At 68.0% G+C, this 23,044-nt stretch carries 23 protein-coding genes; 14 read left to right on the top strand and 9 right to left on the bottom strand.

The window, feature by feature from the left end:
• The 7 genes from BLS74_RS22660 (at nucleotide 1) to BLS74_RS22630 (ending at nucleotide 5,905) form a co-directional block, all read left to right on the top strand.
• On the top strand, nucleotides 1-1,044 hold the full coding sequence (locus BLS74_RS22660) for a Gfo/Idh/MocA family protein (RefSeq protein ID WP_093109401.1): 1,044 nt from the start codon (nucleotides 1-3) through the stop codon (nucleotides 1,042-1,044).
• Nucleotides 1,041-1,877, top strand: coding sequence for a shikimate dehydrogenase family protein (locus BLS74_RS22655; protein WP_093109400.1), 837 nt, complete (start codon nucleotides 1,041-1,043; stop codon nucleotides 1,875-1,877). Before BLS74_RS22660 ends, BLS74_RS22655 begins: the two co-directional genes overlap by 4 nt.
• 13 nt (nucleotides 1,878-1,890) lie before the next feature.
• Nucleotides 1,891-3,102, top strand: a complete 1,212-nt coding sequence (pcaB, locus tag BLS74_RS22650; RefSeq protein WP_093109399.1) for a 3-carboxy-cis,cis-muconate cycloisomerase — start codon at nucleotides 1,891-1,893, stop codon at nucleotides 3,100-3,102.
• Nucleotides 3,099-3,512, top strand: a complete 414-nt coding sequence (locus BLS74_RS22645) for a carboxymuconolactone decarboxylase family protein (RefSeq protein WP_093109398.1) — start codon at nucleotides 3,099-3,101, stop codon at nucleotides 3,510-3,512. The genes pcaB and BLS74_RS22645 overlap by 4 nt, the downstream gene beginning before the upstream one ends.
• Nucleotides 3,509-4,273, top strand: a complete 765-nt coding sequence (locus tag BLS74_RS22640; protein ID WP_093109397.1) for an alpha/beta fold hydrolase — start codon at nucleotides 3,509-3,511, stop codon at nucleotides 4,271-4,273. The genes BLS74_RS22645 and BLS74_RS22640 overlap by 4 nt, the downstream gene beginning before the upstream one ends.
• A 16-nt stretch (nucleotides 4,274-4,289) precedes the next feature.
• Nucleotides 4,290-4,964: a DsbA family oxidoreductase gene (locus BLS74_RS22635; protein WP_093109396.1), complete on the top strand. Its 675-nt coding sequence runs from the start codon at nucleotides 4,290-4,292 to the stop codon at nucleotides 4,962-4,964.
• 101 nt (nucleotides 4,965-5,065) lie between these two features.
• Nucleotides 5,066-5,905 carry an isocitrate lyase/PEP mutase family protein gene (locus tag BLS74_RS22630; RefSeq protein WP_093109395.1) on the top strand — a complete coding sequence of 280 codons (840 nt, stop codon included), beginning with the start codon at nucleotides 5,066-5,068 and terminating at the stop codon, nucleotides 5,903-5,905.
• Here the strand turns inward: BLS74_RS22630 and BLS74_RS22625 are convergent.
• The gene (locus tag BLS74_RS22625) at nucleotides 5,900-6,766 is read right to left on the bottom strand and encodes a LysR family transcriptional regulator (protein ID WP_093109394.1); all 867 of its coding nucleotides are present in this window, start codon (nucleotides 6,764-6,766) and stop codon (nucleotides 5,900-5,902) included. The genes BLS74_RS22630 and BLS74_RS22625 overlap by 6 nt on opposite strands.
• 66 nt (nucleotides 6,767-6,832) lie before the next feature.
• Here BLS74_RS22625 and BLS74_RS22620 point away from each other — a divergent pair, with 66 nt between their 5' ends.
• The 3 genes from BLS74_RS22620 to BLS74_RS22610 all read left to right on the top strand — a co-directional run bounded on the left by BLS74_RS22620 (nucleotide 6,833) and on the right by BLS74_RS22610 (nucleotide 9,641).
• The gene (locus tag BLS74_RS22620) at nucleotides 6,833-8,023 is read left to right on the top strand and encodes a YbfB/YjiJ family MFS transporter (RefSeq protein WP_093109393.1); all 1,191 of its coding nucleotides are present in this window, start codon (nucleotides 6,833-6,835) and stop codon (nucleotides 8,021-8,023) included.
• 16 nt (nucleotides 8,024-8,039) lie between these two features.
• Nucleotides 8,040-8,633 carry a carboxymuconolactone decarboxylase family protein gene (locus tag BLS74_RS22615; RefSeq protein ID WP_093109392.1) on the top strand — a complete coding sequence of 198 codons (594 nt, stop codon included), beginning with the start codon at nucleotides 8,040-8,042 and terminating at the stop codon, nucleotides 8,631-8,633.
• A 114-nt stretch (nucleotides 8,634-8,747) separates the two neighbouring features.
• Nucleotides 8,748-9,641 (top strand): amino acid ABC transporter substrate-binding protein, encoded by an 894-nt coding sequence (locus BLS74_RS22610; protein WP_093109391.1) that lies wholly within the window; start codon nucleotides 8,748-8,750, stop codon nucleotides 9,639-9,641.
• Nucleotides 9,642-9,666: 25 nt separating this feature from the next.
• Here BLS74_RS22610 and BLS74_RS22605 read toward each other — a convergent pair whose 3' ends face one another.
• On the bottom strand, nucleotides 9,667-10,572 hold the full coding sequence (locus tag BLS74_RS22605; RefSeq protein WP_093109443.1) for a LysR family transcriptional regulator: 906 nt from the start codon (nucleotides 10,570-10,572) through the stop codon (nucleotides 9,667-9,669).
• 106 nt (nucleotides 10,573-10,678) lie between these two features.
• Here BLS74_RS22605 and BLS74_RS22600 point away from each other — a divergent pair, with 106 nt between their 5' ends.
• From BLS74_RS22600 to BLS74_RS22585, 4 genes are all read left to right on the top strand, one after another.
• Nucleotides 10,679-11,980, top strand: a complete 1,302-nt coding sequence (locus BLS74_RS22600) for an aminotransferase class V-fold PLP-dependent enzyme (RefSeq protein WP_093109390.1) — start codon at nucleotides 10,679-10,681, stop codon at nucleotides 11,978-11,980.
• 63 nt (nucleotides 11,981-12,043) lie between these two features.
• Entirely contained in the window at nucleotides 12,044-13,771 is a 1,728-nt protein-coding gene (locus BLS74_RS22595) for an ABC transporter permease (protein ID WP_093109389.1), read from the top strand.
• A gap of 19 nt (nucleotides 13,772-13,790) precedes the next feature.
• Nucleotides 13,791-15,092, top strand: a complete 1,302-nt coding sequence (locus BLS74_RS22590; protein ID WP_093109388.1) for an ABC transporter ATP-binding protein — start codon at nucleotides 13,791-13,793, stop codon at nucleotides 15,090-15,092.
• A 92-nt stretch (nucleotides 15,093-15,184) separates the two neighbouring features.
• Nucleotides 15,185-16,060 (top strand): DUF3014 domain-containing protein, encoded by an 876-nt coding sequence (locus BLS74_RS22585; protein WP_093109387.1) that lies wholly within the window; start codon nucleotides 15,185-15,187, stop codon nucleotides 16,058-16,060.
• 7 nt (nucleotides 16,061-16,067) lie between these two features.
• On the opposite strand, the gene BLS74_RS22580 is transcribed toward BLS74_RS22585, so the two are convergent.
• The 7 genes from BLS74_RS22580 to gcvP all read right to left on the bottom strand — a co-directional run bounded on the left by BLS74_RS22580 (nucleotide 16,068) and on the right by gcvP (nucleotide 23,033).
• The gene (locus BLS74_RS22580) at nucleotides 16,068-17,351 is read right to left on the bottom strand and encodes an RNA polymerase sigma factor (RefSeq protein ID WP_093109386.1); all 1,284 of its coding nucleotides are present in this window, start codon (nucleotides 17,349-17,351) and stop codon (nucleotides 16,068-16,070) included.
• A gap of 4 nt (nucleotides 17,352-17,355) precedes the next feature.
• A complete protein-coding gene (locus BLS74_RS22575; RefSeq protein ID WP_093109385.1) occupies nucleotides 17,356-17,763 on the bottom strand; it encodes a YciI family protein in 408 nt (135 codons plus the stop codon).
• A gap of 87 nt (nucleotides 17,764-17,850) precedes the next feature.
• Nucleotides 17,851-18,294 carry an SET domain-containing protein-lysine N-methyltransferase gene (locus tag BLS74_RS22570; protein ID WP_093109384.1) on the bottom strand — a complete coding sequence of 148 codons (444 nt, stop codon included), beginning with the start codon at nucleotides 18,292-18,294 and terminating at the stop codon, nucleotides 17,851-17,853.
• Nucleotides 18,295-18,352: 58 nt separating this feature from the next.
• Nucleotides 18,353-19,048, bottom strand: coding sequence for a YciI family protein (locus BLS74_RS22565; RefSeq protein WP_093109383.1), 696 nt, complete (start codon nucleotides 19,046-19,048; stop codon nucleotides 18,353-18,355).
• A gap of 47 nt (nucleotides 19,049-19,095) precedes the next feature.
• Nucleotides 19,096-19,536 (bottom strand): YciI family protein, encoded by a 441-nt coding sequence (locus tag BLS74_RS22560; RefSeq protein WP_093109382.1) that lies wholly within the window; start codon nucleotides 19,534-19,536, stop codon nucleotides 19,096-19,098.
• Between the two features lie 31 nt (nucleotides 19,537-19,567).
• Nucleotides 19,568-19,987, bottom strand: coding sequence for a YciI family protein (locus tag BLS74_RS22555; RefSeq protein ID WP_093109381.1), 420 nt, complete (start codon nucleotides 19,985-19,987; stop codon nucleotides 19,568-19,570).
• A gap of 151 nt (nucleotides 19,988-20,138) precedes the next feature.
• Complete coding sequence (gcvP, locus tag BLS74_RS22550) at nucleotides 20,139-23,033, bottom strand: aminomethyl-transferring glycine dehydrogenase (RefSeq protein ID WP_093109380.1); 2,895 nt, start codon at nucleotides 23,031-23,033, stop codon at nucleotides 20,139-20,141.
• Between the last annotated feature and the right edge of the window lie 11 nt (nucleotides 23,034-23,044).

Raw genomic sequence — 23,044 nt, 5'->3', positions numbered from 1 at the left:
ATGGACAGGAAGCTGCGCCTCGCGATCGCCGGCGCCGGCCTGATCGGCCGGGCGCATTGGATGCGCATGGTCGCGAACAGCGCCTGCGAATTGATCGGCTTTGCCGACCCGTTCCCGAGCGCGACTGCGCTGGCGGCCGAGGCCGGCGTGCCGCTGTACCCGGACCTCGAAGCGCTGCTGGCCGCGGCGCGGCCCGACGGCGTGGTCCTGGCCACGCCGAACGCGCTGCATGTGCCCGGTGCACTGGCCTGCGTAGCGGCCGGCGTGCCGGCGCTGGTCGAGAAGCCGGTGGCCGATTCCGTGGCGGAAGCCGAGCGGCTGGCCGCGGCGGTGGAAGCCTCCAACGTGCCGGTGCTGGTGGGCCATCACCGGCGCCACAGCGCCGTTCTCGAAGCCGCGCGCGAGACCATCGCCGGCGGCCGCCTCGGCAAGCTGGTGGCCGTGACGGCCAGCGCCACCTTCCACAAGCCCGACGACTACTTCGAGACCGCCTGGCGCCGGCAGAAGGGCGGCGGGCCGATCCTGATCAACCTGGTGCACGAGATCGACAACCTGCGCGCGCTGGTGGGCGAGATCGTCGAGGTGCAGGCCTTCGCTTCCCATGCGGCGCGCGGCTTCGAGGTGGAGGACACGGTCGCCATCAACCTGCGCTTCGCCAACGGCGCGCTCGGGACTTTCATGCTGTCGGATGCTGCGGCCAGTCCGCGCAGCTGGGAGCAGACCTCGGGCGAGAACAAGGCCTACGACCACCATGCGGACCAGGACTGCTACATCATCGCCGGCGCGCACGGCTCGCTGCAGGTGCCCACCCTGCGCGTGCTCGAGTACGCGGGCGCGGCCTCGTGGTTCAGCCCGATGGTACGCAGCAGGGTCGACATGCAAGAGACCGATCCGCTCGCGCGCCAGCTCGCTCATTTCTGCGCCGTGGTGCGGCGCGAAGTGCCGCCCCGTGTCACCGTGCGCGATGCCATGCGCACGCTGGCTGTCACCCTTGCGGTCGCCGAGGCCGCGCATACCGGCCTTCGGGTCGCAATCCCATCATGACGATTTCCGGAAAGACCACCCTCATCGCCCACCTCGGTTATCCGACCGAGAGCTTCAAGGCGCCGATGATCTACAACCCCTGGTTCGAACAGCAGGGCATCGACGCCGTGGTGGTGCCGATGGGCATCAAGGCCGAGGACTATGCGGCCGCCTTCGCGTCGCTGTTCCGGCTCACCAACATCCGTGGCGCGCTCGTCACCATGCCGCACAAGATCACGACCATGGACCTGGTCGACGAACTGACGCCGGCCGCCAGGATCGCAGGCGCCTGCAACGCGGTGCTGAAGCGCGCCGACGGCACGCTCGTGGGCGACCAGTTCGACGGCGCCGGCTTCGTGCGCGGCGTGCTGCGCAAGGGCCGCGCGCTCGAAGGCGCGCGCGTGCTGGTGTCGGGCTGCGGCGGCGTGGGCTCGGCGATCGCCGCCTCGCTGGCCGCGGCCGGCGTCGCGCAGCTTTCGCTCTTCGACGCCAACGCGGCGTCGGCGAAGGCCCTCGCGGGCCGGCTCACCACGCACTACTCGAAACTGGGCGTCGCCACCGGCTCCAGCGACCCCGCCGGCTACGACGTGGTGGTCAATGCCACGCCGCTCGGCATGAAGGAGAGCGATCCGCTACCCTTCGACGTCGATCGCATCGCGCCGTCCACCTTCGTCGGCGAGGTCGTGATGAAATCCGAGTACACCCCGCTGCTGCGGGCCGCACGCGACAAGGGCTGCGCGGTCCAGGTCGGCACCGACATGCTGTTCGAAATGATCCCTGCGTACCTCGAATTCTTCGGCTTCGGCACTGCGACGCCGGAAGACCTGCGGGCCGTGGCGCAGATCGCCTATTGAGCGCCTATCTGCCATGAGCATCTTCGAAGGCTTCCTCTCCACATCCGAAACCCTGGCCGCATTCAGCGACCACAACTTCGTCGGCGCGATGCTGCGCTTCGAGGCCGCGCTCGCGCGCGCGCAGGCAGCCGAGGGCCTCATTCCCGAATCGGCAGCGCATTCGATCGCCGGCAGCTGCAAGGTCGAGCTGTTCGATGTCGCCAAGATCGTGCGCGACAGCGGCCGCGCCGGCAGTGTGGCGATCCCGCTGGTCAAGAGCCTCAAGGAGGCGGTGGGTTTGTTCAATGCCGAGGCAGTGCCCTTCGTGCATTTCGGAAGCACCAGCCAGGACGTGATCGACAGCGCGATGGCGCTGGTCACGCGCGAGGCGGTGGCGCTGGTCGAGGCCGACCTGGTCAAGGCGGCCCAGGCGCTGCTTGCGCATGCCAAGCGGCATGCCGCGACGCCGATCCTCGCGCGCACGCTGATGCAGCCGGCCTCGGTCACGAGCTTCGGGCTCAAGTGCGCCGCCTGGGCCGCGCCGCTGGTGCGCAGCCGCGCGCGGCTGGCCGAGACGGCGCGCCGCGCGCTGCAGCTGCAGCTCGGCGGGGCCGTGGGCACGCTGGCGCAGATGAAGGGGCAGGGGCCGGCGGTGCGGCAGCGCATGGCCGAGGAGCTGGGCCTGGGCGACCCGGGCGCGACCTGGCACACCCAGCGCGACGAATGGATCGCGCTCGGCTGCGAGCTGGGCCTCATGGTCGGCAGCCTCGGCAAGATCGCGAAGGACATCGCGCTCATGGGCCAGTACGAAGTCGGCGAACTGGCCGAGCCCAGCGAGCCCGGACGCGGCGGCTCCTCGGCGATGCCGCACAAGCGCAACCCGGTGGCTTCGATGGTGGCGCTGGCGGCCGCGCAGCGCGCGCCGCAGCGCGTGGCCGCCTTGCTGGCCGCGATGCCGCAGGAGCACGAGCGCGCGCTCGGCGCCTGGCAGGCCGAGCTGGGCGAATGGCCCCAGTTGCTGATGTCCGCCCACGGCAGCGTGCGCGCGCTGGCCGGCGCCTTGCCCGGCCTGCAGATCGATGCCGCGCGCATGCGTGCCAACATCGACCGCTTGCGCGCGGAACTTCCGCGCGAAGCCGCAGACGAATGGTTTGATCCGGCGCTCGCCGAGCCGGCCGGCACGATCGCGCTGGCGCAGGTCAAGGCCTTGCAAACTCAACTCGACACACGAAACACTGCACGATGACTTCACCCGACTACGAAGCCGGTCTTCTCAACCGCCGCCGCATCCTCGGCGATGCCTGGGTCGACAAGTCGCTGGCCAACCGCAATGCCTTCAACAGCGAGTTCCAGGAACTGATCACGCGACATGCGTGGAACGACATCTGGGGCCGCCCGGCATTGGGCGACAAGACGCGCCGCTTCATGGTGCTGTCGATGATGCTGGGCATCCACGCGTACGAAGAATTTGCGATGCACGTGCGCGCCGCGCTCGACGGCCCGCCCGAATCGCGGCTTTCGCCCGAGGAGATCAAGGAAGTGATCATGATGGCCGCCATCTATTGCGGCGTGCCGGTGGCCAACCACGCCTTCGGCATCGCCACCGGCATCCTGCGCGAGAAAGGCCTGCTCGAAGAGCCCAAAGGAAATCCATGACCCGTTTGAATGTCATTCGCGAGGGCGAAGGCCCGATCGTCGTGCTGAGCCATGCGCTGGGTTGCGACCTGCACATGTGGGACGAGGCGGCCGCGGTGCTGGCCCGTGCCCACACCGTGGTGCGCTACGACCACCGCAACCATGGCGGCTCGGAAGTGGTGCCCGGTACGTTCAGCCTCCAGGCGCTGGCCGATGACGCGGCGGCCCTGATCGAGCGCGAAGCCGAGGGCGAGCCGGTGCACTTCGTCGGCCTCTCGATGGGCGGCATGACCGCGCAGGCGCTGGCGCCGAAATATCCGCAGCTGCTGAAGAGCATCGTGATCGCCAATTCGTCGGCGCACTACCCCGACCAGGCACCCTGGCGCACGCGCGTCGAGACCGTGCGGGCCCAGGGCGTGGCCGCAATCGCGCCCGGCGCCCTGGCGCGCTGGCTCACGCCGGCGTACGTGGCCACGCCGGAAGGCACCGAGGCCGCGCGCCGCCTGAACGACACGCTGGTCGGCACCGACGCCGCGGGCTACATCGCGAGCTGCGACGCGGTGAGCGCGATCGATTTCCGCGAGAGCAACCGTGCGTTCACCACGCCCACGCTGGTGATCGCCGGCCTTCGCGACGAGGCGACGCCGCTCGCGATGTCCGAGGCGATGGTTGCCGCCATTCCCGGCGCGCGCCTCGCCACCATCGACGCGGCGCACCTGAGCGCGGTCGAGCGGCCGGTGGAATTCAGCCAGTTGCTGATCGATTTCTGGCGCAGCCTCTGACAGAAAAGGAACATCCATGACCGCCCGCCTCAAGATCGATTTCGTCTCCGACGTGTCCTGCCCCTGGTGCGCCGTCGGCCTCGGTGCCCTCGAAGCCGCGCTCGAACGTGTGGCGCCCGAGATCAGCGCCGAACTGCACTTCCAGCCCTTCGAACTCAATCCGCACATGCCGCGCGAAGGCCAGGACGCCTTCGAGCACCTGAACCAGAAATACGGCTCTTCGCGCGAGCAGCAGGCGCAGGCGCGCGAAGCGATCCGTGCCCGCGGCGCGGCGGTGGGCTTCAAGTTCCGCGAAGAAGGCCGCTCGCGCGTCTACAACACCTTCGACGCGCACCGCCTGCTGCACTGGGCCGAGCTCGAGGACGGGGCCAAGCAGGTGGCGCTCAAGAAGGCGCTGCTCAAGGCCTGCCACACCGACGGCGAGAACCCCTCCGACCCCGAGCTGCTGGTGCGCCTGGCCGCCGAAGCCGGCCTCGACCCGCAACGGGCGCGTGCCATTCTCGGGAGCGACGAATACGCAGCGGAAACCCGCGAGCGCGAGCGCCTCTACACCGATGCCGGCATCCACTCGGTGCCCGCCATCATCATCAACAACAGGCACCTCATCTCGGGCGGCCAGCCGGTGGAAGTGTTCGAGCGCGCACTGCGGCAGATCGCCGGTGCCGAGCCGGCCGCCACCGCCCTGGCCTGAGCGCCGCGCGGCCGATTCGCTCGCGGAAAAGGAAAAGTGATGGATGGCGAACAGCAGTTTTTTCCAAGTTCGCAGCGCGTGTCGTCTCTAAGCTCGCCCTCATGCAATCCATCGAAGCCCGGAAGCGGGCAGAAACTTTTTATCGACTGCACGCCGGCCCGGGCGCGCTGACCCTGGTGAATGCGTGGGACGCCGTCAGCGCCCGTGTTGTCGAGCGTGCCGGCGCGCGGGCCATCGGCACCACGAGCGCCGGCATGGCCTGGTCGCTCGGCCATGCGGATGGCGAGCAGATGCCTGCCGGCGAACTGATCGCCGTTTGCGCACGCATCTGCCGCGTGGCCAGCGTTCCGGTCAGCGTCGACATCGAGCGCGGCTTCGGTCGCAGCACCGAAGAAGTATGTGCCGTGGTTCGCGCATTGATCGACATGGGCGTCGTCGGCGTGAACATCGAGGACGGCGTGCTTCCCGGGACGCAACGCCTGGCGCCCCCGGAAATCCTGTGCGAACGCATCGACGCGTTGCGCAAGACGGCCGCGCAGATGGAAGCACAGTTGTTCATCAATGCGCGCACCGACACCTACTTTGTCGCCAATGACGATGCGGCGGCGCGCTACGAAGACACCGTGCGTCGGGCGCAGCGGTACGCCGCGGCGGGTGCCGACGGCATCTTCGTGCCCGGGATGGATCGCGCCGAGGAAGTGGCGCGCTTCGTGCGCGCTGTTTCCTTGCCGGTGAATGTCTACGCGGGCTACGCCGGGGCGCTTCCCGTGGACGCGGCCACGCGCGCCGGTGCGCGGCGCGTCAGCCTGGGCTGCGGTCCCTTGCAGGCTGCGCTCGCCTTGCTTCGCCGCGTTGCCGCCGAGGCATTCGACGAAGGGCGTCATGACGCGATGAGCGCAGACATGCTCTCGGCGCGCGAAGTCAACGGACTCTTTTCATAGGCTTTTCTGCAGCATGCCGATCAGCCGCGCCAGCGCCATGGACGGCGTGCCGCGCCAGACCAGGTGGGTCCGGCTGGTCCGGATGCGTTCGGGCAGCGCGTGCTGGTGCACGTCGGCCGTCGCGCGCAGGGCCTTGAGCACCGAGACCGGCACGATGGCGAAACCCGTGCCCGCGGCCACGCAGGCGATCATGGCCTGGTAGGAGGAGAACTCCAGCGAACGGACCGGCGTGACGCCGCCCTTGCCCAGCCACTGCTCGAGCAGGCGACGGTACGAGCAGCCTTGCGCGAACGCGATCAGCGTGGCGCCGGCGAGGTCGCCCGGTCGCGTGACGGAGGCCACGCTGCGCGCGGTGACCAGCACCAGTTCTTCCTCGAACACCGAGATCGTCTCGAACCCCGGCGCGGAGAAAGGCTCGGACACGAAGGCCGCTTCGACCTCGAAGGCGTTCACCCGTTTCAGCAGCGCGCCCGTGGTACCGGTGACCAGCTCGACCACCACGCCCGGGTAGAGCTTGTGGAAGCGCGAGAGCACCGGCGCGAGCCGGCTGCCGGCCGTGCTTTCGAGCGAACCCAGCTTGAAGGTGCCCAAGGGCAGGTCGCTGCGCAGCTCGCTCTCCGCCTCGTCGGCCAGGCGCAGCAGGCGGTCGGCATAGGGCAGCAGCTTGTGGCCGGCGGGCGCCAGCGCGAGCGAGCGGCCCTGGCGCAGGAACAGCTTGTGGCCCAGCCGCTCTTCGAGCTGCTGGATGCGGGTCGTGATGTTGGACTGCACGCGGTTGAGCTTGCCCGCCGCGCGGATCACGCCGCCCTCGGCCACCACGGTGCGAAAAATCTCCAGGGAGTCCAGGTCGATAGTTCTCATGTGAAGAATGATTGTTCTCGATAATTCATTTGTGGAGCATCCGCATTCTGCGTCTAATAGCGACCCATGTCGAACCCTTCGATCACCGCACCGCAACCGTCTTTCATCGCGGTCTGCACCGCGGGCCTGCTCGCGCTGGCGATGGCGATGGGCATCGGGCGCTTCGCCTTCACGCCCATGCTGCCGCTGATGATCCGCGCCGGCAGCGCCGACGTGGCAGCCGGCGGCTGGCTCGCCGCGGCCAACTACGCTGGCTACCTGCTGGGTGCGCTCACCACTGCGCGCGTCCCGCTGTCGCCGCAGCGCGTTGGACTGCTGGCGCTGGCCGCGATTGCGCTGTCGACCGCGGCCATGGGCTGGACCGGCTCGCTCGCGCTCTGGCTGTTGCTGCGCTTCATCGCCGGCGTGGCGAGTGCCTGGGCGCTGGTGAGCACCAGCGTCTGGTGCCTGGTCTGGCTGGCGCGTTTCGATCGGCCCGCAGGTCCCGGCCTGCTGTATGCCGGGGTCGGCGCCGGCATCGCAGCGGCCGGTCTCTATTGCTGGCGTGCGGGTACGGCCGGCCTGGCACCCGATGCGCTGTGGCTGCAGCTCGGCGCGCTGGCGCTGGTGGGCCTGCTCGCGGTGGCAGCGCTGATGCCGCGCGGCGCGATCGTATCGGCAGCGCCCGCGAATGCTGCCGCAACGGCACCGGCCGGCGGCGTCTCATGGGGCCTGGTGATCTGCTACGGCATCCTCGGTTTCGGCTACATCCTGCCGGCCACCTTTCTGCCGGTGCTGGCGCGCGCGGTGGTCGACGATCCGGCCGTCTTTGGCGCCGCCTGGCCGCTGTTCGGCGCGGCGGCCGCAGTGTCGACGCTGCTCGCCAGCGTGGTGCTGGCGCGGGTTGCGCGCCGCCACGTGCTGGCCGGGAGCCACGCATTGATGGCGCTGGGTTGCCTGCTGCCGGTGCTGCACCTGTCGGCCTTCACGGTGCTGCTGGCCGCGCTGCTGGTGGGCGGCACCTTCATGGTCGCGACCATGGCCGGGATGCAGGAGGCGAGGGCGCGCACCGTGGGCGATCCGACGCGCGCGCTGGGCCGCATGACAGCGGCCTTCGCCATCGGCCAGATGGCCGGGCCGGTGCTCTCGTCCGCACTGAGCGGCGGCGCGCAGGGCTTCGGCGGCCTCTTCAGCGCGCTGGCCGTGGGTGCCGTGGCGCTGCTCGGAAGCGCATGGTGGCTGCTTCGCGCGCGCATGATCCCCGTCTCTCTCCATTGAAGAAAGGAATCCCTCCATGTTCGAACAAGGCCATACCCGTCCCTGGGCCGAGCGCCTGCCGATGCCGGCGGCCGACTCGATGTCGCAGGCGCAGCGCGCCGCCGCCCAGGCGCTGATCGATGGTCCGCGCAAGGCGGTCTTCGGTCCCTTCATCCCATTGCTGCAAAGCCCGGTGCTGATGGAGCGCATCGGCAGCCTCGGGGAGTACCTGCGCTTCGACAGCCAACTCGATGCGCGCGTGCGCGAGCTCGTGACCTGCGCGGTCGCGCGCCACGTGGGCAACCAGTTCGAGTGGGTGCTGCATGCGACGGCGGCGGTCAAGGCCGGTGTCAGTGCCGAGGCCATCGAAGCGCTGCGCCTCGGCCGGCGCGCGGCACCGTTGGCGCAGGACGAGCAGCTCGCGCTCGATCTCGCGCTGGAGCTGCTGCACCACCACGGCGTGAGCGAGCCGACCTACGCCGCGGCCGAGGCCCGCTTCGGCAAGCAGGCGGTGGTCGAACTCAGCGCGCTGGTGGGCTATTTCACGATGGTCTGCTGGGTGATGAACGTGGCGCACACGCCGGTCAAGGGGGCCGAGGGGCAGCCGGGGCTGGAGGCCTTTCCGCTCTAGTCCTTGCCGCCACTGATCACTTTATGGCCTTCAAGTCGATGAAAATAAATCGCTTTTAGAAACGGGTGCTCGCTTCGAGAATTTGCGCCAACGCAACCTTCCCGAAAGCTCCCGATGAAATTTCGACTCTCATTGACCTTGGGCCTGAGCGCCGCGCTGCTGTGCTCGACCGCGCTGGCTCAAAGCGACACGCTGAGCAAGATCAAGGCGAACGGAAGCATTTCGATCGGTGGCCGCGACAGCCAGATCCCGTTCTCTTACAAGCCCACCGGCGGCGGCGACCCGGTCGGCTTCACCAATGACATCTGCCTGAAGATCGTGGATGCGGTCAAGGCCAGGCTCGGCATGCCCACCCTGGAAGTGCGCTACACGATCCTGACCTCGACCAACCGCATCCCGCTCTTGACCAACGGCACCGTCGACCTCGACTGTGCAACCACCACCAACACGGTCCAGCGCCAGCAGCAGGTGGCCTTCGCCCCGAGTCATTTCGTCACCAGCATCACGGCCGCGGTGAAGAAGGACTCCGGCATCAATTCGCTGGCCGAGCTGAATGGCAAGACGGTCTCGACAGTCGCAGGCAGCACCGGCGTCCAGCTTCTGCGCGCCTATCGAAAGTCCGGGAACATCGAGGTCCAGGAAGTGGCCGCGAAGGACACGGCGGACGGATTCCTGCTCCTCGCATCCGACCGCGCGGCCGCCTACATCCTCGACGACGTGCAACTGGCAGGCCTGATCGCCACGTCGCCGAAGCCGGGCGACTTCAAGATCCTCACCTCGGAATCGCTGCGCCAGGAACCCTACGGCATCATGTACCGCAAGGACGACCCGCAGTTCAAGGAACTGGTGGACAAGACGGTGACCGACCTGATGAAGTCGGGCGCCATCGAGCAGATCTATGCCAAGTGGTTCATGAAGCCGATCCCTCCGACCAATGCGAACCTGAATTTTCCGATGACCGAGGCGGTGAAAGAGGTCTACAAGAACCCCAACAACAAGGGCGTGTGAGACGACGGCTCGTGCGTTGCCGGTGTCATCCCTTGACGGCCTGAAACATCCGGGTGAAGTCGCAGCACGACTGGGCCAGCATGATGATCGATGCCAGCAGCGAGCTCCGGTGCTCGCCCTTGTACATCGCGACGTAGGTGACGGGCGGCAGGGCGGGCGTCACCTTGATCAGCGCCAGCGATCCTTCTTCCAGCATCTGGCTGACCGCTTCCTTCGGCAGGTAGCTCACGCCCAGGCCGGATATCGTCAATCCGATCAAGGCCACCAGGTTGTGGATGACGATGGGGTTCGAAGGCTGGACGCCCAGATCCTTCATCCAGCTGTCGTAGAGCAGACCCGTCCCGGATTTGACGCCCTGGATCAGCATGCGGTGGCTCGCCAGTTCATGCAGGCGGATCGGCTTGCTGCTCTTGACGAGGCCCGGCTTGCACATCCAGGCACTCTCGACCTTGCCGATCGCCTTCTTGGGAATCCGCGTATCGGCGAATGCATCGGGCACGACGATCAGGTCCAGTTCGTCTGCCAGCACCTTCTCGCGCAGGTTGACGCTGCTGTCCACGTCCGGCTCGAGGGTGACCTTGGGGTAGTGCTCCTGGATCAGCTCGACCCAGCGCGGCAGCCAGGTCATTGCCGTGAGCTCGGTGACGCCGATGCGAACGCGGCGTTCGATCACGTCGACCCGGCTGAACTGCTCGACCGCGGCATCGCGCTGATCGAGCAGCTTCTTGGCCAGCACGAACATCTCCTCGCCCTTGTCGGTGAGACGCGCGGAACGCTGGCTGCGATCGAACAGCTCGGTGTCGAACACCATCTCGAGTTCGTGAACCCGCTTGGACACCGCCGACTGCGAGGTGTGCAGCTTGTGGGCGGCCAGCGCGAAGCTGCCCAGTTCGCCGATCCAGTACAGAGCCTCGAGCTGCTTGAAAGTCATCATCATCGAGGCCTCTTTTTCTCATCGAATCGTATCGAAAAATATCGCTTTTGGAAATCTTTGGCCGCTTCGAAAATCAACTCTTGCCGAACCATGGAACACCAGAATGAACATCGCTGAAGGCGAACTCTTTTCCGACGCATTGATGAAGGAGGTGAAGAGCCGCTTCCACTACGTCGACCACGACATGAATGGCCGCGAACGTCTCTTCTTCGACAACGCAGGAGGGTCGTTCCGATTGAAGGCCGCCGTCGATCAGTTCGCCCGCATCGACGCCCTGCCGGATTGCCCGGAGCGCATCCACGAACTCGCGATCTTTCTGCAGGAGGTCCAGGCCAGGGGAACGGAAGACCTTCGCACGATCCTGAACGCCAGGGGCGGCAGCGTCTACGCCGCCCTCACGGCCTCGGGCGGGATGTTCGACATGGTCCGTGCTGTGGCCGAGAACATTCCCGGCACGAACATGGTGACGACCGTGCTCGAGCATCCGTCCTCTTTCGATGCCATGTCCCTCTACGCCGAGCGTACGGGCAAAGAGCTGCGGGTCGCGAAGTCCAACCCTGCCACCGGCGGGATCGATGTGGAAGAGATCGTCGGCCTGGTCGACGAGAACACCTCCTTGCTGAGCGTGATCTATGCGTCCAACATCTCCGGCGCCAAGCTCGACATCCACGAGATCGTGAAGCAGGCGCGTGCCGTCAAGCCGGACCTCTACATCGTCGTGGATGCCGTGCAGCACGCACCGCACGGCCTGATCGATCTGCAGAAGACGCCGGTGGACGGCATCAACATCGCGCCCTACAAGTTCTTCGGCTGCAGGGGATCGGGCATGTCGTGGCTGTCGGAACGCGCCTCGGTCCTGCCGCACCACAAGCTGGCCGGCAAGAAGAAGGACTTCTGGGATCTGGGCAGCGCCGCACCCTGGCAGTTCGCCGTCGTGACCGAGATCGTGAACTACGTGTGCTGGCTCGGCAGCCAGTTCGTTGCGAGCGACGACCGGCGCACCCTTTTCGCCAGCGGCATTCAGAGCATCGAGCTGCACGAACGTGCGCTGCTCGCGCGCATGCTCAACGGCAGCGAGGGCATCGCCGGCCTGCGCCGGATGGACGGCGTGAAGGTATTCCTCGACCACGAAAACCTGACGAAGCGCGACCTGATCCTGGCCATCGGCATCGAGAATCTCGAGCACGCCCAGGCCGTGCGCGAGTACGAGAAGCGCGGGGTCATCGTCTATGAACGCGTCGCGACGAGCCTGTACTCGAAGCGGATGCTGCATTCCTTCGGCCTCGAAGGGGCCGTGCGCGTGTCGCCGCTGCATTGCAATTCGGCCACGGACATCGACCGTTTCCTGAAGGTCACGCGCGAGATCAGCGAGGCATTTGGTCAGGTTCGCGCACGGGTTGCATAGGCACAATGGCGGCCCGCCGCGGGCCAGGGTCTGCGAACTTCGGCCCTCCGCGTCCGCCGCCTCATGCTCGACAAACGCTTTTTCCCGCGCCAGACGGTCGCTTCCGGCGGCAACCGCTGGGACTGGGCCTTGCTGCCGCTGGTGCTGGCGCTGCTGTTCGCGCTGGCCTGGGGCGGCTCGCAGATGGTGCGGCCCTACGAGCTGGGAGAGGCGCTGCCGATCAGCCTCGACCCGTGGATGCTGCCGTACTACCTGCTGCGCACGACGCTGCGCATGTTCCTGGCCCTCTGCGCATCGCTGATCTTCAGCTGCATCTTTGCCGCGCTGGCTGCCAAGTACCGCGCGGCGGAGCGGGTGCTGGTGCCGGTGCTCGACATCCTGCAGTCCATTCCGATCCTCGGCTTCCTGTCGATCACCGTCACCGGCTTCATCGCGCTCTTCCCGGGCAATCTGCTCGGCGTGGAGTGTGCGGCGATCTTCGCCATCTTCACCTCGCAGGCCTGGAACATGGCCTTCAGCCTGTACCAGTCGCTGCGCACCGTGCCGGCGGAACTGCGCGAGGCGGCGGCGGTGTTCCAGCTCTCGGGATGGCAGCGCTTCTGGCGCCTCGAGCTGCCGTTCGCGATGCCGGGATTGCTGTGGAACATGATGATGTCGATGTCCGGCGGCTGGTTCTTCGTCGTCGCCTCCGAGGCCATCTCGGTGTCAAACCAGAGCATCAAGCTGCCGGGCGTGGGCTCCTACATCGCGACGGCGATCGAGGCGCGCGACCTGGGCGCCATCGGCTGGGCGATCGGCGGCATGCTGGTCGGCATCGTGCTCTACGACCAGCTGTTCTTCAGGCCGCTGATCGCCTGGGCCGACAAGTTCCGCTTCGAGGAGGGCGGCGGCGAGGATGCGCCGCGCTCCTGGCTCCTGACCTGGCTGCGCCGCACCGACAGGCTGAAGCACATCGCGCTGCGTTTCGTGCGGCTGCTCGAACGCTCGCTGATGTTCTTTCGGCGCGACCATGACGGCACCTCGATCAAGGCCCGCCCGCGGCCGCTCAACCCTGCCGTAGCGCGCGTGTGGGACGCGACGCTGGCCGCGGCCGTGCTGCTGGCGGCCGCCTGGCTCGTGCGCTTCATCCATACCGAGGTCGGCTGGTCCGAGGTCGTGCACGTGTTCGTGCTGGGGCTCTACACGCTGGCGCGCGTGCTGGTGCTGATCGCGCTGGCGGCGCTGGTGTGGGTGCCGGTGGGCATCTGGGTCGGCATGAATCCGCGCTGGGCCGAGCGGCTGCAGGGCGTGGCGCAGTTCCTGGCCGCGTTTCCGGCCAACCTGATGTTCCCGGTGGCGGTGCTGTTCATTGTGCGCTGGCACCTGAATCCGAACATCTGGCTGGCGCCGCTGATGGTGCTGGGCACGCAGTGGTACCTGCTCTTCAACGTGATCGCCGGCGCGTCGAGCGTGCCGACCGAGCTGCGCTATGCAGCCCGGAATCTGGGCCTCGGCGGCTGGCTGCGCTGGCGGCGCTACCTGCTGCCGGCCGTGTTCCCGAGCTTCGTCACCGGCGCCATCACGGCCAGCGGCGGCTCGTGGAACGCCAGCATCGTGGCCGAGTACGTGACCTGGGGCGACACCACGCTGCAGGCTGCGGGCCTGGGCAGCTACATCGCCCACATGACGGCCATCGGCGATTTCCCGCGCATCGCTTTGGGCATCGGCGTGATGTGCGTGTTCGTGATGGGCATGAACCATTTCGTCTGGCGCCGGCTCTACGAACTGGCCGAAAACCGGATGCATTTCTGATCTGCAAGGAGCAACAAGCATGGCCGAAGCCATCGTTGAACTCAAGGGCGTTCGCAAGTCCTTCCGCTCCGCCGACGGTGCCGCGCGTCCGGTGCTCGAGGGCGTGGACTTCCGGCTCGCCGAAGGCGAGATCGTCGCGCTGCTGGGCCAGTCGGGCTCGGGCAAATCGACGCTGCTGCGCATCCTGGCCGGCCTCATCGGCGTGGACGGCGGCGGCGTGCGCTACCGCGGCCAGCCGCTGTACGGTCCGGCGCGCGGCATCGCGATGGTGTTCCAGTCCTTCGCGCTGTTCCCGTGGCTCACGGTGCAGCAAAACGTGGAGCTGGGGCTGGAGGCGCGCGGCGTCGAGCCGGCCGAGCGTGCGCGGCGTGCTGCTGCGGCCATCGCGCTGATCGGCCTCGCGGGCTTCGAGGGCGCCTTGCCGCGCGAGCTCTCGGGCGGCATGCGCCAGCGCGTGGGCATCGCGCGCGCGCTCGTGGTCGAGCCCGAGGTGCTGCTGATGGACGAGGCCTTCTCCGCGCTCGACGTGCTGACCGGCGAACGCCTGCGCGACGACATCCTGCAGCTGTGGGACGGCGGCGCCATGCCGACCAAGGCGATGCTGGTCGTTTCGCACAACATCGAGGAAGCGGTGCTCATGGCCGACCGCGTGCTGATCTTCGCCAGCGACCCGGGCCGCGTGCGTGCCGAGCTGCCGATTGCGCTGCCGCGTCCGCGCGACGGCGAAAGCCTGGAAGTGCGCGCGCTGATCGACGAGGTCTACACGCTCATGACTGCCGGCGCCGCCGTCGTCGAGCGCGCGCGCGAAGAGCCGCTGCACATGCACCTGGGCGACCGGCTGCCCGATGCCGACGTCGGGCGCATGGAGGCCTTGCTGGAGATGCTGGTCGACGACGACCGGCAAGGTCGCGCCGACCTGCCGCAACTGGCGGAAGAAGCCGAACTCACCGACCAGGAGCTGCTGCCGCTGGCCCAGGCGCTGGCGCTGCTCGGCTTCGCGCAGCTGGCCGATGCCGACCTGCACCTCACGCCGCTGGGACAGCGCTATGTGGAGGGTACGCACACGCTGCGCCGGCAGCTCTTCGGCCAGCAGCTGCTGGCCCACGTGCCGCTGGCGGCGCACATTCGCCACAGCCTGGAGCAGGCCCCATCCGGGGAACTGCCCGAGGAGCCGTTCCTGCATTTGCTGAGCGAGAGCCTGGACGCCGTGGAAGCCGAACGCGTGTTGCGCACCGCGATCGAATGGGGCCGTTACGGCGAGGTGTTCGAGTACGACTTCCACACCGGCCTGATCCACCTGCCGGAGGGCGGCGAGCCCTAGACCTCGGCGTTCACAGGACGTTACCAGTGTGGTGCCTGCCGCTGGGCGCGAAATGGCGTCCAATGACGGGGCTCATGAAAGGAGATGCTTCCATGCCCCAACGCGAGAGCGCAGATTTCAGGCCCGCACGCGAAACCTCGCTGTGGATCGTCGTCGTCCTCGTCGTGCTGGCGCTGGCTGCCGGCGCAGTCTGGTGGCGCTGGTCGAAGCAGCAGGCGGTGCCGGCCGAAGCGCCGCCGGTCGCCGCGGCGCCGCAGCCGGGACCGGCCGCTCCACCGCCGGCCGCATCGACCGAGCCGCAGCATCCGGTCGACGCCACCGCCGACGCGGACCTGCCCAAGCTCGACGATGCCGATGCGAAGGTGCGCTCGGCGCTCACCGAACTGCTCGGCGGCAAGGCCGTCGCGTCCTTCCTGCAGGCCGACGGTTTCGTGCGCCGCTTCGTCGCCACGGTCGACAACCTGCCGCGCGACCAGGCGGCCGCGCGCATGTGGCCGGTGCAGCGCACGCCAAAGCGTTTCGAGGTCAGCGGCAGCGGGGAGGCGCGGACCATCAGCCTGGACAACGGCGCGCGCTACACGCCCTTGGTGCTGTTCGTCGAATCGGTGAACACGCAGCGCGCGGCGGCGCTCTACGTGAAGCTCTACCCGCTGTTCCAGCAGGCGTACGAAGAACAGGGCTACCCGGGCCGCTACTTCAACGACCGGCTGGTGGCGGTGATCGACCATCTGCTGCAGGCGCCCGAACCCGCCGGGCCGCTGGCGGTGAAGCTGGTCGAGATCAAGGGCGACGCGCCTTCCGATCGGCCTTCGACGCACTACGAGTTCGCCGATCCGAAGCTAGAGAACCTCTCGGCCGGCCAGAAGGCGCTGATCCGCACCGGCCTGGTCAACGAACGCCGGCTCAAGGCGAAGCTGCGCGAACTGCGCGGCCAGGTCGCCGGCGGCGCGCTGGCGAAGAAGAACTAGTGTCAACCTAGGCTGGGCTGCCCGAGCAGACCAGCGCCCGCATCAGGAGCAGCTTGCGCTCGCGCGCGTTGCGCGTGAGCGATGCCGCGTGCTTGAACTCCGCGCAGGCCTCGGCCTTGCGGCCCAGCTTGGCGAGCAGGTCGCCGCGCACGCTCGGCAGCAGGTGGTAGCCCTTGAGTTGCGGCTCGGCGCGCAGCGCATCGACCAGCTCCAGGCCCACGGCCGGACCGAATGCCATCGAGAGCGCGACCGCGCGATTGAGCTCCACGATGGGCGAGGGCGCGAGCTGCGACAGCGCTTCGTAGAGCGCTGCGATGCGCGTCCAGTCGGTTTCCTGTGCGGTGCGCGCGCGCGCATGGCAGGCGGCGATCGCGGCCTGCAGCGCATAGGGTCCGAGCGCGCCGCCCAGGGCCTCGGCCCGCGCCAGCGCCGCGAAGCCGCGCCGGATCAGCAGCTGGTCCCAGCGCGCGCGGTTCTGGTCGAGCAGCAGCACCGGTTCGCCCTCGGCATCGACGCGCGCGGCCGAGCGCGAGGCCTGGATCTCCATCAGCGCGACCAGGCCGTGCACTTCCGGTTCGTCCGGCACGAGCTCGGCCAGGATGCGGCCCAGGCGCAGCGCTTCCTCGCACAGGGCGGGGCGCATCCAGTCGTCGCCGGCGGTGGCCGAGTAGCCCTCGTTGAACACCAGGTAGACCACCTCCAGCACCGAGGCGAGGCGCGTTGCGAGTTCGTCCGCACGCGGTGCCTCGAAGGGCACGCGCGCGGCGGCCAGCGTGCGCTTGGCGCGCACGATGCGCTGCGCGATGGTGGGTTCGGGCACGAGGAAGGAGCGCGCGATCTCGTCGGTGGTGAGGCCGCCCAGCATGCGCAGGGTCAGCGCCACGCGCGCCTCGGGCGAGAGCACGGGGTGGCAGGCCGTGAACACCAGGCGCAGCAGGTCGTCGCCGACGTCGTCGTCGAGTGCGGCATCGACCGCCTCGGCGAAGTCCGCCGCCGCCATCTCGTGCTGCGCATCGAGCTCGCGGCCGATCTCGCCTTCCTTGCACGCATGCAGCTTGCGCCGGCGCAGCAGGTCCAGCGCGCGGTGCTTGGAGGCCTGCATGAGCCACGCGGCGGGGTTGTCCGGCACGCCCTCGCGCGGCCATTGCTCGAGCGCGGCCACCAGCGCGTCCTGCGCCAGCTCCTCGGCCACGCCGACATCGCGCACCATGCGCGCGAGCGCACCGATGATCCGGGCGGACTCGATGCGCCAGACGGCGCTGATGGTGCGGTGAATGTCCGGCGTGGTCATCGCTTCAGCGCTTCTGCAACTGATCGAAGCCCTCGGCCGCCTTCTGCACGTCGGGCGGGAAGTCTTCCATTTCCTGCACCCGGCGGATCTCGATGACCTCGTTCTCCGACGCCGGGCAGCGCGAGGCCCAGGCGATCGCCTCTTCCTGCGACTTCACATCGATCATCCAGTAGCCACCCAGCACTTCCTTGGCCTCGGCGAAGGGGCCGTCGGTCACCTTGGGTTTGCCGCCGGGGAAGCTGACGCGCGCGCCCTCGGAGGGCGGGCGCAGGCCGTCGAGCGTGATCAGCACGCCCGCGTCCTTCAGTGCCTTGTTGTATTTCATCATCGCCTCGACCGCCTTCGCGTCGGGCATGGTGCCGGGGGGCGCGCTCTCGTAGCCCTTGGGGATCATCAGCATCATGAATCGCATGTCAGTCACTCCTTGGATGGGTTGCGAGCCGAAAAACTCCGGCCCTGCAAGGACGTCGAACGATGGGTGCCGAAATCGACAGCACCCTCAAGAATTTTTCTTCAGCACGGCCGCTTCGAGGCTTGCGAGGTACACAGGCGGCACGGGCTGCTCGAAATAGTCCATCGTCAGCTCGTCGCCCGGCGAGATCGGCCTGCAGGCGCGCATCGTGCGGCCGTCGGCGTCGATGCGGGTGTTGGGCCGGCCGCTGTGGTTGATGAAGCCGTAGCTGGTGCGCAGCGCGCGCACCAGCAGCCGCTGCGGGCTCAGCGCGTTCCATTCGAGCGCGTCGATCACGGCCGGGTGGCGCGTGACGTCGACCACCTGGCCGTCGAGGACGCAGAGCAGCTCGCCAGTGGCCCAGGCACGCCGGGCGAACATGCCGCGGCCCTGGATGGTGCTCGACGCGAGCTCGGCACCGGCGATGGTTTCGATGAAGGGTGCGCCGCCCAGCATGCGGTCGGCGAAGAGGTCGATGTCGCGAAACGTCATTGAAGTACCTTCGCGCTTCGCGCTGCGGTGCGAGCGCCTTCGGGCGGCCGGGCGGCGCTCATGGCCATACGACCGGGCGAATCTCGACCTCGGGCCGTTCCTGGGCGTAGGGATAGCGACGGACCCAGGCGATCGCCTCGTCCAGCGAATCGGCCTGGATCAGCCAGTAGCCCGCGACCAGTTCCTTCGCTTCCGCGAAAGGCCCGTCCATCACGCTGTTCCTGCCGCCTGCGAGCTTCACGCGCGTGCTCCTGGCGGTCGATCGGAGTCCGTCGCCCGAGAGCAGCACGCCGGCCTTCACGCCTTCGTCGTTGCGCCGCGCCATGGCCGCCAGCCGCGCCGGGTCGCTGGGCGCTTCGGCTTCGGTGGCTGCATCGGCCTTCACCAGGATCAGGAAGCGCGGCTTGGTCGCGGCGCCCGACGGGTCGATGCCGGACAGGCCGCCTGCGCAGCCGGTTTCACGGATCTCGAATTCGGCTTCGGCATCGCCGACCGGCGCGTCTCGCAACCAGTCGATCGCCGTTTGCTGCGAGTCGGCCTCGACGATGCTGAGGCCGGCGACCACTTGCTTCGATTCGGTGAACGGCCCCGGGGTCTGTTGCGGCCCCTTATCCGAGAAGCTGATGCGCACGCCCGCGGCGCTGGGCTGCAGCTCGGCGCTTTCATGCAGCACGATGCCGGGCACCGGGGAAAGAGGCGGAAAAAGGCCGGCCTCGCCATGCGGGCCGGCTTTGCGCAGGATCACGTATCTCATCCGAGCAGTCCTTTTCGAGGAGCCGCAAGGATATACGTCGAGGGCCCTCAGTGGCCGGACGAGGCGCGTTTCTCGGCCGCTTCACGCAGCCACTCTTCGTGCTTGCGCATCTCGGGCGTGAACTCGGCGCCGAAGTCCTCGGCCTCGTACACCTGCCGGATCTCGATCTCGACGTTGCCGCCGCCGTCGATTGGCGGCCAGCGCTTGACCCACTCGATCGCTTCTTCGCGCGACTTCACCTGGATCAGGCTGAAGCCGGCGATCAGCTCCTTGGCCTCGGTGAAGGGGCCGTCGATCACCGCCGGCTTGCCGTTGCTGAACTTGACGCGCGCGCCCTTGACGCTGGGCTGCAGCCCCATGCCGTCGAGCATCACGCCGGCCTTGATCATCTCCTCGTTGTACTTGAGCATGTCGGTGACCAGCTGCTCGGTCGGCATCACGCCGGCCTCGGTGTCCGGGTCGGCCTTGCGAATGACCATGAATTTCATCTTGGGATCTCCGTTGACTTGATGGGTGGCTTCACTTCTTTTTCTTGATCTCCTCCATCAAGCGCTTTTCCTGCTCGCGCAGTTCGGGCGTGAACTCGGCACCGAAGTCCTCCATCTCGAAGACCTGGCGCAGTTCGACCTCTTCGTTGCCGGTGAAGGGCGCGCGCTTGAGCCATTCGATCGCTTCGTCCTTCGAGCGCACCTGCCACAGCCAGTAGCCGGCGACCAGCTCCTTGGTTTCGCTGAAGGGCCCGTCGATCACGGTGCGCTGCTTGCCTTCGAACCGCACCCGCGCGCCCTTCGAGCTCGGCTGCAGTCCCTCGCCGGCCAGCATCACGCCGGCCTTCACGAGCTCTTCGTTGTATTTGCCCATCTCGGTGAGCAGCTGCTCGGTGGGCATCACGCCGGCTTCCGAATCCTTGCTCGCTTTCACAATCACCATGAATCGCATGTCGTTTCTCCTGGGGTTGGGAGCCCGCTGGAATCGGGGCTCTACCTGGACGTCGAAGCAGCGACGGCGGGATCGACAGGTGCGACCCTGCCATTTGTAAAAATTTGTTGCACGGGGCCGGCTCCGACAAGCTCAGCCCGAACGGGTGCAATCAGGCGTATTCGCCTACCGGCACGCAGCTGCAGAACAGGTTGCGGTCGCCGTAGACGTTGTCGATGCGGCCGACCGGCGGCCAGTACTTGGCCCCCTTGAGCGTGGCAAGCGGAAAGGCGCCGAGCTCGCGCGAGTAGGGATGCGTCCATTCGCTCACGAGCAGGCTGGCCGCGGTGTGCGGCGCATGCTTGAGCGGGTTGTCGTCCTTGGGCCAGACGCCTTCCTCGACGCGGCGGATCTCGCCGCGGATCGCGATCATCGCGTCGATGAAGCGGTCGAGCTCGGCCAGCGGTTCGCTCTCGGTCGGCTCCACCATCAGCGTGCCCGGCACCGGGAAGCTCAGCGTCGGTGCGTGGAAGCCGTAGTCGATCAGCCGCTTGGCCACGTCCTCGGCCGTCACGCCGCTCGTGTCCTTGAGCGGTCGCAGGTCGAGAATGCATTCGTGCGCCACGTGGCCGTTGGGGCTCGCATAGAGCGTGGGGTAGTGCTCCTTGAGGCGGGAGCTGATGTAGTTGGCGCTCAGGATCGCGATCTCCGTGGCGGCCTGCAGGCCCACGGCACCCATCATGCGGCAGTACATCCAGCTGATCGGCAGCACCGCGGCATTGCCCAGCGGCGCGGCCGACACGGCGCCGACGCCGTTGGACGCGACGCCTGCCGTCGCATGCCCCGGCAGATAAGGCACGAGATCTTCGACCACGCACACCGGCCCGACGCCCGGGCCGCCGCCGCCGTGCGGAATGCAGAAGGTCTTGTGCAGGTTCAGGTGGCTCACGTCGCCGCCGAACTCACCGGGCGCTGCCACGCCGACCAGCGCGTTCATGTTGGCGCCGTCCACGTAGACGCGGCCGCCGTGCGCATGCACGATCTCGCAGAGTTCCTTGACGCGGGTTTCGAACACGCCGTGCGTGCTGGGGTAGGTGATCATCACCGCGGCCAGCTTGTCGCCGTGCTTCTCGCAGGCGCGCTTCAGGTCGTCCATGTCGACGTTGCCTTGCGCGTCGCAGGCCGTCACCACCACCTGCATGCCGACCATCTGCGCGCTCGCCGGGTTGGTGCCGTGCGCGGAGGAGGGGATCAGGCAGATGTTGCGATGCCCTTCGCCCTTGGCTTCATGGAAGGCCTTGATCGCCAGCAGGCCGGCGTACTCGCCCTGCGAGCCGGCATTGGGCTGCAGGCTGATGCCCGCATAGCCGGTGGCCTCGCAGAGCCAGGCGCGCAGCTGGGCGTCGAGCTGCGCATAGCCCTGCAATTGCTCGGCCGGCGCGAAGGGGTGGATGTTGGCGAACTCGGGCCAGGTGATCGGGATCATCTCGCTGGTCGCGTTGAGCTTCATGGTGCAGCTGCCGAGCGGGATCATGCTGCGGTCGAGCGCCAGGTCCTTGTCGGAGAGGCTGCGGATGTAGCGCAGCATCGCGGTCTCGCTCTTGTGGGTGTTGAACACCGGGTGCGTGAGGAAGGCGCTGGTGCGGCGCAGGTCCTCGGGGATGCGCGGCGCGATGCTGCCGGCCAGCTCGTCGAAGCGCGGCATCGGCGTGCCGGCAGGCACGAACAGGGCCCACAGCGTCTCGATGTCGGCGCGGGTGGTGGTCTCGTCGAGCGAAATGCCCAGGTGGTTCTGCAGGCGCTGGCGCAGATTGATGCTTGCCGCCTGCGCGCGCTCCTGGATTTTCGGCGTGTCCTCGCCGGTCTTGACGGTGAGCGAGTCGAAGGAGGTCTCATTGGCCAGCTCGCGGCCCATCTGTTCGAGGCCCTGCGCCAGCACCGCGGTGAGCGCAGCCACGCGCTGCGCGATGCGCGTCAGGCCTTCGGGCCCGTGGTAGACCGCGTACATGCTCGCGACCACCGCCGGCAGCACCTGCGCCGTGCAGATGTTGGAAGTGGCCTTCTCGCGCCGGATGTGCTGCTCGCGCGTCTGCAGCGCGAGCCTGTAGGCCGGCTGGCCTTGCGTGTCCACGCTCACGCCCACCAGGCGGCCGGGCAGCGAGCGCTTGAACTCGTCGCGGCAGGCCAGATAGGCCGCGTGCGGGCCGCCGTTGCACATCGGCATGCCGAAGCGCTGCGTGGTGCCGCAGACGATGTCGGCATCCCATTCGCCGGGCGGCGCCAGCAGCGTGAGCGCCAGCAGGTCGGCCGCCACGCAGAAGGCGGCGTCGCACGCATGGGCGTGGCCGGCGAGCGGGCGCAGGTCGTGCACGTGGCCGGTGGTCGAGGGGTACTGCGCGAGTGCGCCGAAGAAATCGCCGCTGGCCATCAGGTGCGGCAGGGTCTCCGACACGGTGCTGACCTTGACCTCGATGCCGAGCGGCGCCGCGCGCGTTCTGATGACCTCGATGGTCTGCGGATGGCAGTCGCCCGAGACCAGGAACACGTTGCTCTTGCTCTTGACGCTGCGCTTGGCGAGCGTCATCGCCTCGGCCGCCGCCGTGGCCTCGTCGAGCATCGAGGCATTGGCGATGGCCATGCCGGTGAGGTCGCACACCATGGTCTGGAAGTTGACCAGTGCCTCCATGCGGCCCTGCGAAATCTCGGCCTGGTAGGGCGTGTAGGCGGTGTACCAGGCCGGGTTCTCGAGCACGTTGCGCAGGATCACGCCGGGCGTGTGGGTGCCATAGTAGCCCTGGCCGATGAAGTTCTTCGCCACCTTGTTCTTCGCCGCAATGGCCTTCAGCTCGGCCAGCGCGTCGGCCTCCGTCACCGAGGCGGGCAGGCGCATCGGCTTCGTGCGGCGGATGGCCGGCGGCACGATGCCGTCGATCAGCTCGGCGCGGGTGGTCGAGCCGACGGCGGCGAGCATGCGCGCTTCGTCATCGGCCTCGATGCCGATATGGCGGGCGATGAATTCCTCGGCGTTCTCGAGTTCGCTGAGGGAGGGCAGGGAAGACTTCGGCATTGGCGTGTTCG

Origin of the sequence: Variovorax sp. CF079 (assembly GCF_900101545.1) — a bacterium.
Classification (GTDB): domain Bacteria; phylum Pseudomonadota; class Gammaproteobacteria; order Burkholderiales; family Burkholderiaceae_C; genus Variovorax.
This window is presented reverse-complemented; position numbering and strand designations above follow the sequence as displayed.

Coding starts and splice junctions, on each gene's coding strand:
- BLS74_RS22660 (WP_093109401.1), top strand. CDS start 1: ATGGACAGGAAGCTGCGCCTCGCGATCGCCGGCGCCGGCCTGATCGGC.
- BLS74_RS22655 (WP_093109400.1), top strand. CDS start 1,041: ATGACGATTTCCGGAAAGACCACCCTCATCGCCCACCTCGGTTATCCG.
- pcaB (WP_093109399.1), top strand. CDS start 1,891: ATGAGCATCTTCGAAGGCTTCCTCTCCACATCCGAAACCCTGGCCGCA.
- BLS74_RS22645 (WP_093109398.1), top strand. CDS start 3,099: ATGACTTCACCCGACTACGAAGCCGGTCTTCTCAACCGCCGCCGCATC.
- BLS74_RS22640 (WP_093109397.1), top strand. CDS start 3,509: ATGACCCGTTTGAATGTCATTCGCGAGGGCGAAGGCCCGATCGTCGTG.
- BLS74_RS22635 (WP_093109396.1), top strand. CDS start 4,290: ATGACCGCCCGCCTCAAGATCGATTTCGTCTCCGACGTGTCCTGCCCC.
- BLS74_RS22630 (WP_093109395.1), top strand. CDS start 5,066: ATGCAATCCATCGAAGCCCGGAAGCGGGCAGAAACTTTTTATCGACTG.
- BLS74_RS22625 (WP_093109394.1), bottom strand. CDS start 6,766: ATGAGAACTATCGACCTGGACTCCCTGGAGATTTTTCGCACCGTGGTG.
- BLS74_RS22620 (WP_093109393.1), top strand. CDS start 6,833: ATGTCGAACCCTTCGATCACCGCACCGCAACCGTCTTTCATCGCGGTC.
- BLS74_RS22615 (WP_093109392.1), top strand. CDS start 8,040: ATGTTCGAACAAGGCCATACCCGTCCCTGGGCCGAGCGCCTGCCGATG.
- BLS74_RS22610 (WP_093109391.1), top strand. CDS start 8,748: ATGAAATTTCGACTCTCATTGACCTTGGGCCTGAGCGCCGCGCTGCTG.
- BLS74_RS22605 (WP_093109443.1), bottom strand. CDS start 10,572: ATGACTTTCAAGCAGCTCGAGGCTCTGTACTGGATCGGCGAACTGGGC.
- BLS74_RS22600 (WP_093109390.1), top strand. CDS start 10,679: ATGAACATCGCTGAAGGCGAACTCTTTTCCGACGCATTGATGAAGGAG.
- BLS74_RS22595 (WP_093109389.1), top strand. CDS start 12,044: ATGCTCGACAAACGCTTTTTCCCGCGCCAGACGGTCGCTTCCGGCGGC.
- BLS74_RS22590 (WP_093109388.1), top strand. CDS start 13,791: ATGGCCGAAGCCATCGTTGAACTCAAGGGCGTTCGCAAGTCCTTCCGC.
- BLS74_RS22585 (WP_093109387.1), top strand. CDS start 15,185: ATGCCCCAACGCGAGAGCGCAGATTTCAGGCCCGCACGCGAAACCTCG.
- BLS74_RS22580 (WP_093109386.1), bottom strand. CDS start 17,351: ATGACCACGCCGGACATTCACCGCACCATCAGCGCCGTCTGGCGCATC.
- BLS74_RS22575 (WP_093109385.1), bottom strand. CDS start 17,763: ATGCGATTCATGATGCTGATGATCCCCAAGGGCTACGAGAGCGCGCCC.
- BLS74_RS22570 (WP_093109384.1), bottom strand. CDS start 18,294: ATGACGTTTCGCGACATCGACCTCTTCGCCGACCGCATGCTGGGCGGC.
- BLS74_RS22565 (WP_093109383.1), bottom strand. CDS start 19,048: ATGAGATACGTGATCCTGCGCAAAGCCGGCCCGCATGGCGAGGCCGGC.
- BLS74_RS22560 (WP_093109382.1), bottom strand. CDS start 19,536: ATGAAATTCATGGTCATTCGCAAGGCCGACCCGGACACCGAGGCCGGC.
- BLS74_RS22555 (WP_093109381.1), bottom strand. CDS start 19,987: ATGCGATTCATGGTGATTGTGAAAGCGAGCAAGGATTCGGAAGCCGGC.
- gcvP (WP_093109380.1), bottom strand. CDS start 23,033: ATGCCGAAGTCTTCCCTGCCCTCCCTCAGCGAACTCGAGAACGCCGAG.